Raw genomic sequence first — 14,203 nt, 5'->3', positions numbered from 1 at the left:
TCGCGTCGGCAGAGATCGCAACTGTGGTTGGAAACACGTCTCCAATGACGCGAGGAGATTGTTCTGGAACTCGACCAATTTTTACAAGCACTGGAGCAGGCAGACGCGCTTGAACAGATCCATGATCTGACGGTGGGACTGCGTGACCAGTTTCAGATCGACCATGTGGTGTACCACTGGGTCAGCGCGGATGGTGAACAATACGGATTTGGGACATACGATCCGGCATGGGCACAACGCTACTCCGAAAAGGAATACCTGCGCATAGATCCGGTGATCGTCGGTTGCTTTCAGCGCTTTGATCCGGTGGACTGGAAAAGGCTGGACTGGTCATCAAAGGCCGCGCAGGCATTTCGAAAAGATGCAATTGCGCATGGCGTTGGAAATCAAGGATTTTCCATTCCCATTCGCGGCCCGAATGGGCAACTTGCCTTGTTGACCGCATCGCATACCACCGATGATGAATCATGGGCGGAATTCATGGAAGCCCATCAACGCGAATGGATTCTGATCGCCCACTACCTCAATCAGAAGGCCCTGCAACTTGAAAAGGGTCGGACACCAGAACCGGTCAGGGCGCTGTCACCGCGCGAAACAGATGCGCTGACCTATCTGGGCATGGGGTATAGCCGCGGACAGGTGGCCGATCTGCTGAATATCTCGGAACACACCTTGCGCGCCTATATCGAAAGCGCGCGGTTCAAACTCGGGGCGCTGAACACGACCCACGCTGTCGCAAGGGCAATCACGGAAGGTCTGATCGTTGTCGGCGGTGCCGCGCGGGCAGCGGCCGGCGGCTGGCCGGGCCGGGAAGAGGGCGACAAGATAGCCAAGTCCGCAGCTGGTTAACAATCCTTAATGATTCGTTAACGCAGCGCCCGGGCCGTTAACCGTTGATGTGATCCGGCATCCTACCCTGTTGCCATTCGGTAATCGTTCAAAGGGTAGCAGCATGCTTCGTTATATCTACGCTAATGAGTTGTCTCAGTTTCCGGTTCTGCAGGCATCCATGCATCGTGACCGGGCCGTCCAATTCTCGGAACGTCTGAAATGGGCTGTCACGGTCGATGAAATGGGTTGGGAGCGTGACGAATATGACGACATGAACCCGCTTTACGTGATCTGGGCCAATCCCGACGGTACCCATGGCGGATCCATGCGGTTCCTGCCAACAACAGAGCGGACCATGGTGAATGATCATTTCGCAGAACTGCTGAATGGCGAAGACATCCGCAGCCCATTCATTTGGGAATGTACCCGTTTCTGCCTTGGGCAAAAATCCACCCCGCGTGTGGCTGCCGCCATGATGCTGGCGGGGGGTGAACTGATGCGGGCTTTTTCATTGACCCATCTGCTCGGCGTATTTGATCCCAGAATGGTGCGCATCTATTCGATGATCGGTGCCTCGCCAGAGATATTGGGGAGTGCTGGCGAAGGCCGCGACAAGATCAGTGTCGGGTTGTGGCCGTTCCGGGCCGAGGATCGGGTCAAGGTCCTGCGCCGCGCCGGGCTGTCGTCCGAGATTTCGGAACACTGGTTCAACCGTTCGTTCGGACGGTCGGTGCACGAATTGCAGAAGGCCGCCTAATCCACTGGCAGCGCCGCGACGGTCCAGATACTGTCGCGGCATGAACGCGCCCGCCATCACATTTTCTGACGATCAGGCAGAGGCCTGGGATAGTGTTGCCGTTGCCTTGCGACAAGCGGGCGTCGATCTGGAAGACAGCCTACTACAGCCCCCGCAATCCGATGCAAGTTCTGTCATGGCCGTCATTGGAAAGGCGGGATCGGGCAAGACAATGCTGCTGGCCCGGCTCTATCAGGCGCTTGATGAGGCGGGCGTCGATGTTATCTCAGGCGATTGGGAAGGGCGCAAGCGCCGGGACCGCAGGACGCTCGCCATCCTTGCGCCCACGAACAAAGCCGCCAGCGTCCTGCGCAATCACGGCGTGCCCGCAACGACAATCCACCGTATTCTTTATACGCCTGTCTATGACCCGGAATATGAAAAGGTGGCAGAGTGGCTGGCGGGGCATGGCGACCGACCCGAGATCGAAGGGCTGACCGATGTCGCCCTTGATCGCGCCCATACCTCTTATCAGACCAACAAGTCCATTCCGGCGGCGTTGGCCGCTGCAGGTTTGCGCGGTAGTGATTTCATTACCGGCTGGAAGCGCCGCGAAGAGCCGTTGGACATCGGTTTTGTCGATGAAAGCTCCATGCTGGATGAAAAGCAGTTCGAGGACCTCAAAGAGATCTTTCCGACGTTGCTGCTGTTCGGTGACCCCGCACAGCTGCCGCCGGTGCAATCCACCGGGGGCATGGTTTTTGAAACCCTGCCGGAACAGCGGGTTCTGAGCCTAAATCGCATTCACCGGCAGGATGCTGGCAACCCGATCCTTGATCTGGCCCATGCGCTGGCTGATCCTCAACTTGATTTCCATGCCTTCGAACGCATGGTCGAAGAGGCCGCCAAATCCGATGAACGTGTCGTCATGGCACAGCGGGTCGAGGCTGATCTGATGGCCCGTTCCCCCTGTCTGGTCTGGCGCAACGCAACACGCATCCGGTTGATCCATGCGTTCCGCGCAGCCTTTGGTGCCCCGCCCGACGAACTGCTTGCGGGCGAGCCGTTGATTTGCGACGGGATTGAATTACCGCTCAAACATCGCAAGAAGCGGCTCGATCTTGAGGCGCGCGGACTGATCAAGGGTGCGCAGGTCATCTATCTGGGGCCAGGCAAACGCCCGGGCTTTTCGAAGCTGTTTGTCATGGGTGCCGAAGACCCGCAGGTTGGCGTTGCCAGCATCGTTAAGATCGAACAGGAAGGGGAGGAAGAGCCGTTCATCCCTTTCGCCGCCCGCATGGGGGCGACGTTTCTGCACGGCGCCGCAGTGACCATTCACAAAGCACAGGGGTCGCAATGGGACACGGTGCAGGTCTTCGCCCCTGATATCTACGCCGCATCGCGCATGGGCCGGGTTGAGGCCGGCCAGCCATTGTGGAAACGTCTTGCGTATGTCGCCATTACGCGGGCCGAAACGCAACTGCGCTGGGTTGTGCGAAACCGTCTGGCACGGCCACAGGGCGTCTTGCGGGTGGATGATCTGGAAGCGCCGGCGACCGCCTTGGAACTGAAGAGTGAAGAGATATGAAAAGCATCATCATCACGGGGGCCAGCAGCGGCATTGGCCGTATGACAGCCGAGCATTTTCTGGCGAATGGCTGGCGTGTGGGTCTAATCGCGCGCCGTGCGGATGTGCTTGGCGACATCACACATGACAACGCCGTTCCTTTGCCCTGCGATGTGACGGATGAGGCGGCGGTCGACGCGGCTTTCGACAGGTTCGGACATCTCGATGTGTTGTTCAACAATGCGGGCATGTTCGGCCCGCAGACAACGATTGATGAAATTGCGCTGGCGGATTGGCAAAAGGTTGTCGATGTGAATCTGACCGGCATGTTCCTGTGTGCCCGTGCTGCCTTTCGCCAGATGCGGCATCAGTCGCCGCAAGGCGGGCGGATTATCAACAATGGGTCAATCTCGGCCCATACCCCGCGCGAGGGGTCAACCTGCTATACCACAACCAAACATGGCGTCTCTGGGCTGACCAAGACGTTGTCGCTTGATGGCCGCGCGTTCAATATCGCCTGCGGTCAGATTGATATCGGCAACGCGCGTACCGATCTGGTGACGAATCTTGAAGTAACACGCGCCGCCCAAGGGCTTGATCCGTTGCCCAGCATGGCAGTGGAAGATGTGGCGCGGGCAGTGTTTCACATGGCGTCATTGCCACCAGAGGCGAATGTGCAATCCATGATGATCATGGCGACCAAGATGCCACATATCGGTCGGGGTTAGCGGCGCAGCAGGCTAAACGCCGCCGACGCAAGCCAACCCGCAGCAATCGCAATCGACAGTGACATCAGGCCGTAGATCAGCGCATTTTCATGGGCGAGGTTGTAAAGCCAGCGTTCCAGCCCGACCTTCTGCACCGGAATAACGGCGATGTATTCATCAATGACCCGACCATTGCGCGTCAGAAAGATATGCGCCTCATAATCTCCTTCGGTCAGGTTTGCTGGCAGGGTGATCGCAGTCCGAAACAGCGTCTCGTCCTCCAGATCAACCGCACCTTCAAGAACCTGATAGAGATCATTGCCCGCACGAATGCGGATGAGGGCTTGTGTAAATGCCTCACTATCGCCCACTTCGGCTCCGACAGACCGGATCGCCCGCGGGATCGTGATGCGATAGCGCAGATCTTCAATATCGCGCAGCACATCCCGCATCGGGGCGGTCGTGGCGACTGCGTAGAATGATGGGGCGGCGTCCACCTCGACACTGTCGGTGTTCACCCAGATGCCAACCCTGCGATCCTTGCGGCGCACCATGACCGGATGATCAGGACCCGCGACAGTGACAATCACACCAAGCTCGCTTTTGTCAGGGATCGGCGCCTCACGCTTGATAGCGCCGAAGATCAGGATTTCGGACCCCTCAAACGTGGCCGTGATGGCGACCTGATCACGGCTGAGACCCAGCACGATCTCTTCGGCTTTGGCGGGCAATGCGAGTATCAGGAACAGGGCGATGAGGCGGATCATGAATGGCCCCCTGTGCCCAGGGAATAGAGTTCTGCCGGCTGCACGAGCAGATCAAATGCCAACTTTCCACAGACCGCGAGCACCATCAGTGCCAGCAGAATGCGGAGCTGTTCGGCCTTCATCTTGACCCCGATGCGGGTGCCGATTTGTGCGCCGATCACGCCGCCCACCAGCAACAAAACCGCCAGAACAACGTCCACGGTATAGTTGGTCGTTGCGTGCAACAACGTGGTGAACGCAGTGACAAAGATGATCTGGAACAGCGACGTGCCCACAACCACCTTTGTGGGCATTCCCAACAGATAGATCATGGCCGGCACCATGATAAAGCCGCCGCCGACACCCATTATCGCGGCCAGAACACCGACCAGCACACCAACCATCAGCGGCGGAATGATCGAGATATAAAGTCCGGACACCCGGAACTTCATCTTGAAGGGCAGGTTATGCACCCAGTTATGTTTGCGCCGTGTGGGTTTCGCCCCCGGTTTCTTGGATTTGCGGATGGCGTTGAGGCTTTCGATAAACATCAAAGAGCCGATCATGCCAAGAAACACCACATAGCAAAGCTGGACCAGCAGTTCGACCTGACCAAGCGCCTTGAGGTAATTGAACAGAATGATCCCCAAGCCCGACCCTACCAAACCGCCGATAAGCAGCACCGTCCCCATTTTTAGATCGACAGTTTTTCGTTTCAGGTGGGCGAGAACACCGGAAAAAGACGAGGCCACAATCTGGTTGGCTTCTGTCGCCACGGCCACCGCAGGCGGGATGCCAATAAAGAACAAGAGCGGCGTCATCAGAAAACCGCCGCCTACGCCGAACATACCCGATAATACGCCCACAATGCCGCCCAGCCCGAGTAACAGGAAGACATTCACCGAGACCTCGGCGATGGGAAGGTAAATCTGCATGAACTGGTCCGGGGCGCTTGTGCCGCTGGCCGCAACAAAGACCTTTGTGACCGTTCTGTCAAATCCCGCTCGCGGAAATATGCTGCAATCGCAGCATTTCCGCCACGTGGAGTCATCACTGTGGCAAAACTGGACCTACTTCAGGTCCTGCAGAAACCTGCGCAACACCTTCTCCAGCTTTGCGGCCCCGATGGGTGCCATAGCCTTGGTGTGTTCGTGGCTGATGGATTCATCGCTCATCCCGGCGGCCATATTCGTGATGGTCGAAATTGCAGCGGCCTTCAGGCCAAGGAACCGGGCCAGAATCACCTCTGGCACGGTCGACATGCCGACGGCGTCCGCCCCAAGCATGGAGATCGCATTAATTTCGGCTGGGGTTTCAAACGATGGCCCGGAATACCAGGCATAGACACCATCGGCCATATCGGTCTCGGTGGTGTCCGCAGCCGCGCGAAGGGCCGCCCGAATACCAGGATCATAGGCGTCCTTCATTGGGACAAAGCGGGCATCTGTCGGTTCCCCAATCAGCGGGTTCAGGCCAGAGAAGTTAATATGGTCTGACAGGCACATGATCGACCCGGTCGGCATATCAGGCCGCATCGAGCCCGCCGCATTGGTCGCAATCACCGTATCGGCCCCCAGCGCGCGCAGCACCTCCAGCGGCAGCCGCATCGCATCGGCCCGCCCTCTTTCATAGTAATGCGACCGCCCGCCAAAAACGGCAACGCGCACGCCCTCCAATTCGCCAATCACTAGATTGGGGTTATGGCCGGACACGCCAGCATGGGGAAATTCGGGCAACTCATCATAGGGAATGGCGACACCATCCACAGTGTCCGCAATATGACCAAGGCCGGAACCAAGGATCAGACCGAGGCGAACCGGCGCATCGCCCGCCACCTGCCTGATCTGATCGGCGAGCGCCTCAGCGTTCTTTGACATAAGGTTCGCCCCCGGCACGCGGTGGGATCGCCTTGCCCACGAAACCGGCCAAGATAACCACGGTCAGGATATATGGCAGAACGTCCAGAAGCTGGCCATTGACTTGGAAGCCCAGCACACCTTCGATCACGTCAGACCGCAGCGACATGGCCTGCAGGAAGCCGAACAGCAGGCAGGCATAAAGCGCATACCAAGGACGCCATTTGGCAAAAATCAGGGCGGCCAGCGCGATAAAGCCACGCCCGGCGCTCATATCCTTGACGAAACCGGCCTGCAGAGCTGTCGCCAGATAGGCCCCGGCAATCCCGCAGAGAATCCCGCAGATCGCGACGGCGGAGTAGCGCAGAAAGACCACTGAAACACCTGCGGTGTCGACGGCAGCCGGATTTTCGCCAACCGCGCGCAAACGCAGGCCAAAGCGGGTTCGAAAAAGGATCCACCAGGTAAGGGGCACCATCAAAATCGCAATATAGACAAGGATCGTATGCCCCGAAATCAATTCGTAATAGATTGAGCCGAATATCGGAACGTCACGCAGCGCCTCGGCAAAGGGCAGTTCGATGGGATTAAAGCGCGCATCACCCGTCAGTTGCGGGGTGCGCCCACCCTGACGGAACCAGCTTTGCGCAATCACAACCGTTAGCCCTGCGGCGAGAAAGTTTATCGCGACCCCGGAAATCAGTTGATTGCCCCGAAACGTGATCGAGGCCAGCCCATGCACAATAGACAGAATGATCGACGCGCCAATGCCCGCCAAAAGACCAAGCCAGACACTGCCGGAAACAGCGGCAATAGCTGCCGACAGAAACGCCGCCGCCAGCATTTTCCCTTCCAGCCCGATATCAAAGATACCGGCCCGCTCTGAATAAAGGCCTGCAAGACAGGCCAGCAGAAGCGGGGTTGCCAGACGCACGGTGGCGTCCAGCATCTGCAGAAGGGTCGCAAAGTCCATTTAGGCCACTTTCTCCATCAGGAACGGGAACAGGGCAAAGAACCGGTCGGCGACTTCGGGGTTGCGTCGCAGCGCATCCTCAGCCTCGGCCTGGGTGATGTCATTGGCTTGCGTGCGATCAACCCGCAAAAAGAACTGCAGCCCCAGCATCGCATCGAACCGGTCATCGGTGATGAACGGATCATGCGGAATACGGCGCATCACAGCCTGATTGGGGCGAAAGACATTGGTCCGGTTCTTGACGGCCAAGAGGGCCACCAGATGTGGGGGCACGTCGCCGCCGGGTGTTTGATCAATCACATGGTGAATCCATTGGTGGAATTCGTCCATCGTGATCATGCCAAGTGCCAGACAACTGAGCACAAAGCCCAGATCGGCACCGGTGTCATCCTCGACACCGATTTTATATGGTCCTGCCATCATTGTTTTGCTCTCCTCATTGATAGGAATAGCCGCTCGAGCGGCATGCGCACCATGTTATCCAGTGCGCCCGTGAACAGGATCACCAATGCCTGTATTACGATGATCAGTTCCCGGGGGATCGACGTCCATAGGGCGAGTTCTGCGCCGCCTTGATATAGAAAGCCGAAAAGAAGGGCCGCAAGGAACACCCCAAACGGGTGGCTGCGCCCCATGAGTGCGACGGCGATGCCTATAAAGCCAGCGCCCTCGACTGCGTTCAGGACCAGCCGTTCGGCCTCGCCCTGTACGTTGTTGATGGCCATCATGCCGGCGAGCCCGCCTGAGATAAGCATGGAGACCATGATGATCTTGGTCGGGCTGATGCCCGCATATTTAGCCGCCGATTCCGAATGCCCAAAAGCCCGGATTTCATAGCCAAGCCGTGTGCGCCAGATCAGCGCCCAAAGGCCAACGCAGGCCGCGACAGCCACAAAGAAGGTGACATTTGCGGGTGCCCCGCGAAACAATGTGGCTTCGCCAAAGCTGAACATGTCTTGGAACGATGGCAGATGCGTCGCTTCTGGAAACTTGGCAGAGGCCGGTTCCATTGAACCCGGCACTTTGAGTGCGCCAATCAGAAAATAGTTCAGCAGGGCGGCTGCGATGAAGTTGAACATGATCGTGGTGATCACGATATGGCTGCCCCGTTTGGCCTGTAGAAAGGCGGGGATCGCAGCCCAGGCAGCACCAAAAAGAGCGGCACCGATAATGCAGCCCAGCAAGGCCAGCGTCCAATGTGGCCACGGAATGAACAGACAGACAACCGCCACACCCAGACCACCCAGCAGCGCCTGGCCTTCACCGCCGATATTGAACATGCGGGCGTGAAAGGCGATGGCAACGGCCAAGCCGGTAAAGATGAAGTTAGTGGTGTAGTACAGGGTATAGCCCCAGCCATAGGTCGAACCCAGCGCGCCCGACACCATCAGTTTCAGCGCTTCCCATGGATTTTCACCAATGGCTAGGATCACAAGTGCAGACAGGATCGCCGCCAAAAGGATCGAAATCAGCGGGATCAGGACGACGTCGGCCCATTTTGGCATCACATCCATGCCTCAGACCCCTTTGGCCGCGACACTGCCAGCGGTGGCAAGGTTACCCTCGACCGCTTCGTGCAATGGCCCCTTCGGCTCGGTCGTCATCCCTGCCATGAGAAGACCAAGCTCTTTTTCGTCCGTTTCGTTAGGCATCCGCTCGCCCATCATTTTTCCGTCAAACATAACGGCGATCCGGTCCGAGAGCGACAAAATTTCCTCTAACTCCACAGAAACTAACAAGATTGCCTTGCCCTGATCCCTAAGTGCAACAATCTGCTGGTGGATGAATTCGATGGCCCCAATGTCCACACCTCGTGTCGGTTGGCCCACAAGCAGCAGGTCAGGATTGCGTTCAATCTCGCGGGCGAGCACGATTTTCTGCTGATTTCCGCCGGAAAAACTCTTGGCGGCGAGTTTCGGGTCGGGCGGGCGCACATCAAAACGCGCCATCTTTTCTTCGGTATCTTTCCGGATAGCGCCGTTGTCCATGAACAGCCGGGATTTCTGATACTCATCGGCATGGTGATAGCCAAAAGCGGTGTTTTCCCAGGCTGTATAGTCCATGATCAGCCCTTCGCGCTGCCGATCCTCTGGCACATGGGCGATCCCGCGCAGGCGGCGGCTTTGGCCGTCGGATTTGGCACCGGTCAGGTCAATTTCTTCCCCATTGACCCTGATGGACCCGGTCGCCCTTTCATAACCGCCCAAAACCTCAAGCAGCTCTGACTGCCCATTCCCTGCCACACCCGCAATCCCGAGGATTTCACCGGCATGCACGTCAAAACTGATACCCTTCAGGCGGTGCACGCCCTTTTCGTCGGTCACGTTCAGGTCGTGCACTTCCAGGATTTTGCGCCCGATCTGGGCCGGGGCCTTGTCAACCCGCAACAGCACCTCGCGGCCCACCATCAGTTCGGCCAGTTCCTCCGGGCTCGTCTCGGACGTCTTAACCGTCGCGGTCATCTCGCCACGGCGCATGACGCTGACGGTATCGGTGATTTCCATGATCTCGCGTAGTTTATGCGTGATCAGGATGATTGTTTTGCCTTCGCGTTTGAGGTTTTCAAGGATGCGGAACAGGTGGTCCGCTTCGGCGGGGGTCAGTACGCCGGTCGGCTCATCCAGGATTAAGATATCGGCTTTGCGATAAAGCGCCTTGAGGATTTCCACCCGTTGCTGCATGCCCACGCCCACATCCTGAATGACCGCATCCGGATCCACATTCAGTTCGTATTCCTGGGCAAGGTTCTTCAATTCCCGGCGCGCCCGGGTCAGCGACGGGCGCAGCAGGCCGCTGTCCTCGGCCCCCAGCACAACATTTTCAAGCACGGTGAAATTCTCGACCAGTTTGAAGTGCTGGAACACCATGCCGATGCCCGCAGCAATGGCCGCCTGACTATCGGGAATTGCAGTTTTCTGATCGGAGATAAAGATTTCGCCCGCGTCAGCCTTATAAAACCCGTACAAAATCGACATCAGAGTCGATTTGCCCGCCCCGTTCTCTCCGATAATGCCGTGGATGGTGCCGGGCATCACCCGGATCGAAATATCCTTGTTCGCCTGGACCGGGCCAAACGCCTTGGAAATGCCTTTCAGTTCAATGGCGGGCGCTTGTTCCGTCATGATGGCAATCCTGTTCCGACAAAGCCCACCATGCGGGTGATCAGCCCGTCATCGCCACGTTCCACGAAATACTGGCCGGTCTGCTGCATGCCATCAGACATCTTGAAAAGGATCGTGGCCCGGGTCACGCCATCGCGCTCAGACGCGTCAGCGACCTCTGCGACTGCACCCGGTGTGGATTTTGCAAACATGCCGACATATTCGGCGATGGCGTCGGGGCCGGACAGCGGCGCCTCGGTGCGCGGATCGGTGTAGAGGGCTTTGGCATCAACGGCACTTTGAATGGCTGAAATGCGCACGTCATGATCTGACATCCCCCATGCTTCGAAAAATATCGTTATGCTGTCTGCCATTTCATCGCTCCGTTTGCTGTGCAAAGGGCCGCGGCTGTTCCCAGCGCGGCCCTTCTTTGTCTTGGCCTAATAGGCAGTCTTAGAAGTCGAGAGCTGGGCAGCTTTCGTCGCTGGAATAGTCATGCACAACCAGCGTACCGGCCGCCATTTCAGCAGCGGCGGCATCGACAGCGGCCTTCATCTCGTCAGACACAAGCTCAGCGTTGAATTCGTCAAGCGCATAACCCACACCTTCGTTGGCCACGCCCATCACGTTGAAACCTGTTTCAAGGTCGGCGCCCTGCGACATGGCTTCGTAAACCGCGTTGTCCACGCGCTTCATCATCGATGTCAGAACCTCACCGGGATGCAGGTAGTTCTGGTTGGCATCTACACCGATGGACAGGATGTCTTCGTCAGCGGCGGTCTGCAGCACGCCAACGCCGGTACCACCAGCAGCGGCAAACACAACGTCAGAGCCCTGGCTGATCTGGGCCAGCGTCAGTTCGGACCCTTTCACCGGGTCGTTCCAGGCGGCAGGTGTCGTGCCGGTCATGTTTGCGATGACGTTTGCATCTGCATTCACAGCCTTGACGCCCTGGGCATAACCACAGGCAAACTTGCGGATCAGCGGGATGTCCATGCCACCAACAAAGGAAACCGTGCCGGTTTCAGACGCCATCGCCGCCATCATGCCAACCAAATAAGACCCTTCATGTTCATTGAACACGACGGAGCGGACATTTGGCGCATCAACAACCATGTCGATGATCGCAAACTTTGTGTCTGGGTAGTCAGCAGCGACCTCGGCCAGCGGTGTCGCCCATGAAAAACCGGCCATGACAATCGGGTTGGCACCTGATTCAGCGAAACGGCGGATTGCCTGTTCGCGCTGGGCGTCAGACTGGATTTCCACTTCGGCATAGGAACCACCGGTTTCCTGCGCCCAACGCTCTGCCCCGTTATAGGCGCTTTCGTTGAAGGACTTGTCGAACTTACCGCCAAGATCGAACAGGATGGCAGGGTCGGCTGCAACGGCACCGGCCGACAGGGCCAATGCGGCAGAAGCGCCGAGGAATTTTTGCATAAGGGTCATTTATCGTCTCCCAGGTCGTTGAACTACAGGGTGACCCGTGACCATTGCCGGTCACCCCGATGAAAGTCGAGCCGGTCGTTGCCGGTCCATCACAAGATAAGGCCCGTCTACGAGGGGAATATCAACCGGTTTTTGGTGAACAAGGCAGGAACGAGCCCGGAAATGCCCATTATTTGGGGGCTGACCTTTGGTCAATCACCTATCAGTTGTTTGCGCAACACCAGCGCGGCCACAGGCGCGCTATCTTTGGGCAGATAATAGCCCGGCCTGTGGCCGACCTGGGCATAGCCGGCGATATCGTAAAGCGCTCTGGCCGCCGTATTGTCTTCGGCCACCTCCAGAAACATGGATGCCGCACCAGCATCCGCCGCTGCGATCTCTGCCATGTTCAACACTGACCGGGCCAGACCTTGCCGCCGGTGCGCGGGATCAGTGGCGAGGGTAAGCAATTCGGCCTCATCCAGCGTCACGCGGATCAGGGCAAAACAGCTGTCATCGCCACACGCCACTGTGCCGGGCTGGGCCAAAAGGGCCGCAAACTCGGCCTCTGACCAGGCCCGCGTCGCGCTGAAGGCGGTTGCGTGCAGGGTCGCCAGTGTCTTGGGCGTCATGACAGGATCGTGGGCGCCGGATCGCGTGGCGGGGCGGCATCCGCATCGCGTATGTAAAGCGGCGCGGGGCGCGGATGGTCGGTTTGCAACCGCTCTGCAGCAATCCGGGCCACCGCGCTGATCAGCTTGGCAGGCGCAGGCAGTGACATCATCGCAGGCAGGGCATCCTTGCCCATCAATGCTGGCTGGGACGTGCCACCGTCTGCGTCAAAAAACTGGACATAGGCCTGATCGCGTGGGGCCGGAATAATCGCCGTGAAGGGCCGTGTGGCACCATAGGCGCGGGCCGCAAACCCATCGACTCCGATAGCCGGTTTACCCAGACCAAGCGCCAGCCCACGGGCGGCGGAAACCGCAATGCGAATACCGGTGAAATTCCCCGGGCCGGTCACGACACCAATGCCATTCAGATCGGCCCAGCCAATCCCGGCATTTGCCAGCATCTGTTCCAGCATCGGCATCAGATGTTCCGCTTGTCCCTTGTCCATTTCATCAACGCGGGTCACGATGCTGTCGCCCAACAGCAAAGCGGCGGCGCAATGCGCCGCCGATGTATCAAAGGCAATCAGCTTGACGTCAGGCGGCAACCGGGCGCACCTCGACCACTTCGGGGATGTAGTGGCGCAACAGGTTCTCGATCCCCATTTTCAAGGTCAGGGTCGATGATGGGCAACCGGCACAGGCCCCCTGCATGTGCAGATAGACGATGCCACGGTCAAAGCCGTGAAAAGTAATGTCGCCCCCGTCCTGCGCCACGGCAGGGCGCACGCGGGTGTCCAGCAACTCCTTGATCTGGCCCACGATTTCGCTGTCCTCACCGGAATGTTCGGCGTGGCCGCTGGCGGGTTTATGGTCGTCGGCCATCACCGGCTGGCCGGACTGGTAATGTTCCATGATCGCGCCCAGAATACCGGGTTTGATATGGTCCCATTCCACGTTGTCTTCTTTGGTCACAGTCACAAAATCGATGCCAAAGAACACGCCCGTGACACCGCCGGTGGCAAAGATACGCTTGGCCAATGGCGAGTTTTCCGCAGCTTCCGTACTCGGAAAATCGGCTGTGCCGACCTCAAGCACATTCTGGCCGGGCAGGAATTTGAGCGTTGCGGGATTTGGGGTCGATTCAGTCTGAATGAACATCGGGCCAACCTTTTTTGTCAGGCTTAAGATATGCGCCTCGCCCGGTGGCAAGTCAAGGTTTGGAATGGTTCTAAACTACAAAAAAAGGCCGGTCATCTTGCGATGGCCGGCCTTTCGGGGAGGGGTGTTTGCTTAGTTGACGTCGAATGGTTTGGACGCGACGACTTCACCGTCGATCTTGATCAGGGCGATCACGTCGCGGGTCTGGGGCAGGCCTGTGTTGACGCGCACATTGGTGTTGGCGCCCGCCGACAGACGCTCGGATCCGACCAGCGCGCCCTGCGCACCTGTGTGATAGTCGTAGATTTCGACCACGCCAGCACCGTCAGCGGTGATCAGGCCCAGTTCCAGCACGTCGCCGGCATCCAGCGTCCGGCCTTGCTCGAAATAACTGTCAGCAGCCCCGGCAGTGGCGGTCACGGCAACGGCGGCAGCGGCAAATGCGATTGATTTGAAAGACATGAGGTTTATCCTTTTTTCAGAGTT

The 14,203-nt window shown here is 58.2% G+C and carries 17 protein-coding genes; 4 read left to right on the top strand and 13 right to left on the bottom strand.

Translation table 11 applies throughout. The features are described 5' to 3' along the window. Positions 1-57 precede the first annotated feature (57 nt). From ACFWW4_RS19465 to ACFWW4_RS19450, 4 genes are all read left to right on the top strand, one after another. A complete protein-coding gene (locus ACFWW4_RS19465; RefSeq protein WP_411892415.1) occupies positions 58-849 on the top strand; it encodes a helix-turn-helix transcriptional regulator in 792 nt (263 codons plus the stop codon). A 103-nt stretch (positions 850-952) separates the two neighbouring features. Next, positions 953-1,588, top strand: coding sequence for an acyl-homoserine-lactone synthase (locus tag ACFWW4_RS19460; protein WP_411892382.1), 636 nt, complete (start codon positions 953-955; stop codon positions 1,586-1,588). A gap of 40 nt (positions 1,589-1,628) precedes the next feature. After that, a complete protein-coding gene (locus tag ACFWW4_RS19455; protein WP_411892381.1) occupies positions 1,629-3,155 on the top strand; it encodes an ATP-dependent RecD-like DNA helicase in 1,527 nt (508 codons plus the stop codon). Beyond that, positions 3,152-3,862 carry an SDR family oxidoreductase gene (locus tag ACFWW4_RS19450; protein WP_411892380.1) on the top strand — a complete coding sequence of 237 codons (711 nt, stop codon included), beginning with the start codon at positions 3,152-3,154 and terminating at the stop codon, positions 3,860-3,862. The genes ACFWW4_RS19455 and ACFWW4_RS19450 overlap by 4 nt, the downstream gene beginning before the upstream one ends. Here ACFWW4_RS19450 and ACFWW4_RS19445 read toward each other — a convergent pair. The 13 genes from ACFWW4_RS19445 to ACFWW4_RS19385 form a co-directional block, all read right to left on the bottom strand. Then, on the bottom strand, positions 3,859-4,608 hold the full coding sequence (locus ACFWW4_RS19445; protein WP_393927726.1) for a TIGR02186 family protein: 750 nt from the start codon (positions 4,606-4,608) through the stop codon (positions 3,859-3,861). The genes ACFWW4_RS19450 and ACFWW4_RS19445 overlap by 4 nt on opposite strands. Next, the gene (locus tag ACFWW4_RS19440; protein WP_411892379.1) at positions 4,605-5,522 is read right to left on the bottom strand and encodes a sulfite exporter TauE/SafE family protein; all 918 of its coding nucleotides are present in this window, start codon (positions 5,520-5,522) and stop codon (positions 4,605-4,607) included. Before ACFWW4_RS19440 ends, ACFWW4_RS19445 begins: the two co-directional genes overlap by 4 nt. A gap of 135 nt (positions 5,523-5,657) precedes the next feature. Then, positions 5,658-6,464, bottom strand: coding sequence for a purine-nucleoside phosphorylase (locus ACFWW4_RS19435; RefSeq protein WP_411892378.1), 807 nt, complete (start codon positions 6,462-6,464; stop codon positions 5,658-5,660). Continuing rightward, positions 6,448-7,416 (bottom strand): ABC transporter permease, encoded by a 969-nt coding sequence (locus tag ACFWW4_RS19430; protein WP_411892377.1) that lies wholly within the window; start codon positions 7,414-7,416, stop codon positions 6,448-6,450. The genes ACFWW4_RS19435 and ACFWW4_RS19430 overlap by 17 nt, the downstream gene beginning before the upstream one ends. After that, the gene (locus ACFWW4_RS19425; protein WP_393927734.1) at positions 7,417-7,839 is read right to left on the bottom strand and encodes a hypothetical protein; all 423 of its coding nucleotides are present in this window, start codon (positions 7,837-7,839) and stop codon (positions 7,417-7,419) included. Continuing rightward, complete coding sequence (locus ACFWW4_RS19420; RefSeq protein ID WP_411892376.1) at positions 7,836-8,930, bottom strand: ABC transporter permease; 1,095 nt, start codon at positions 8,928-8,930, stop codon at positions 7,836-7,838. Before ACFWW4_RS19420 ends, ACFWW4_RS19425 begins: the two co-directional genes overlap by 4 nt. 3 nt (positions 8,931-8,933) lie before the next feature. After that, positions 8,934-10,538, bottom strand: coding sequence for an ABC transporter ATP-binding protein (locus ACFWW4_RS19415; protein WP_411892375.1), 1,605 nt, complete (start codon positions 10,536-10,538; stop codon positions 8,934-8,936). Beyond that, positions 10,535-10,891: a molecular chaperone GroEL gene (locus ACFWW4_RS19410; protein WP_411892374.1), complete on the bottom strand. Its 357-nt coding sequence runs from the start codon at positions 10,889-10,891 to the stop codon at positions 10,535-10,537. Before ACFWW4_RS19410 ends, ACFWW4_RS19415 begins: the two co-directional genes overlap by 4 nt. A gap of 79 nt (positions 10,892-10,970) precedes the next feature. Next, a complete protein-coding gene (locus tag ACFWW4_RS19405; RefSeq protein WP_393927741.1) occupies positions 10,971-11,966 on the bottom strand; it encodes a BMP family protein in 996 nt (331 codons plus the stop codon). 191 nt (positions 11,967-12,157) lie between these two features. Continuing rightward, entirely contained in the window at positions 12,158-12,577 is a 420-nt protein-coding gene (locus ACFWW4_RS19400; protein ID WP_411892373.1) for a GNAT family N-acetyltransferase, read from the bottom strand. Next, a complete protein-coding gene (gene tsaB / locus ACFWW4_RS19395) occupies positions 12,574-13,164 on the bottom strand; it encodes a tRNA (adenosine(37)-N6)-threonylcarbamoyltransferase complex dimerization subunit type 1 TsaB (RefSeq protein WP_411892372.1) in 591 nt (196 codons plus the stop codon). The genes ACFWW4_RS19400 and tsaB overlap by 4 nt, the downstream gene beginning before the upstream one ends. Next, positions 13,154-13,717, bottom strand: a complete 564-nt coding sequence (locus ACFWW4_RS19390; protein ID WP_411892371.1) for a NifU family protein — start codon at positions 13,715-13,717, stop codon at positions 13,154-13,156. The genes tsaB and ACFWW4_RS19390 overlap by 11 nt, the downstream gene beginning before the upstream one ends. A gap of 132 nt (positions 13,718-13,849) precedes the next feature. After that, positions 13,850-14,179: a hypothetical protein gene (locus ACFWW4_RS19385; protein WP_411891543.1), complete on the bottom strand. Its 330-nt coding sequence runs from the start codon at positions 14,177-14,179 to the stop codon at positions 13,850-13,852. Positions 14,180-14,203 lie beyond the last annotated feature (24 nt).

Source organism: Yoonia sp. SDW83-1 (assembly GCF_046762885.1).
In the GTDB taxonomy this organism is placed as follows: domain Bacteria; phylum Pseudomonadota; class Alphaproteobacteria; order Rhodobacterales; family Rhodobacteraceae; genus Yoonia.
Note: the sequence above shows the minus strand (reverse complement) of the source record. Positions and strands in the feature narration are given on the sequence as shown.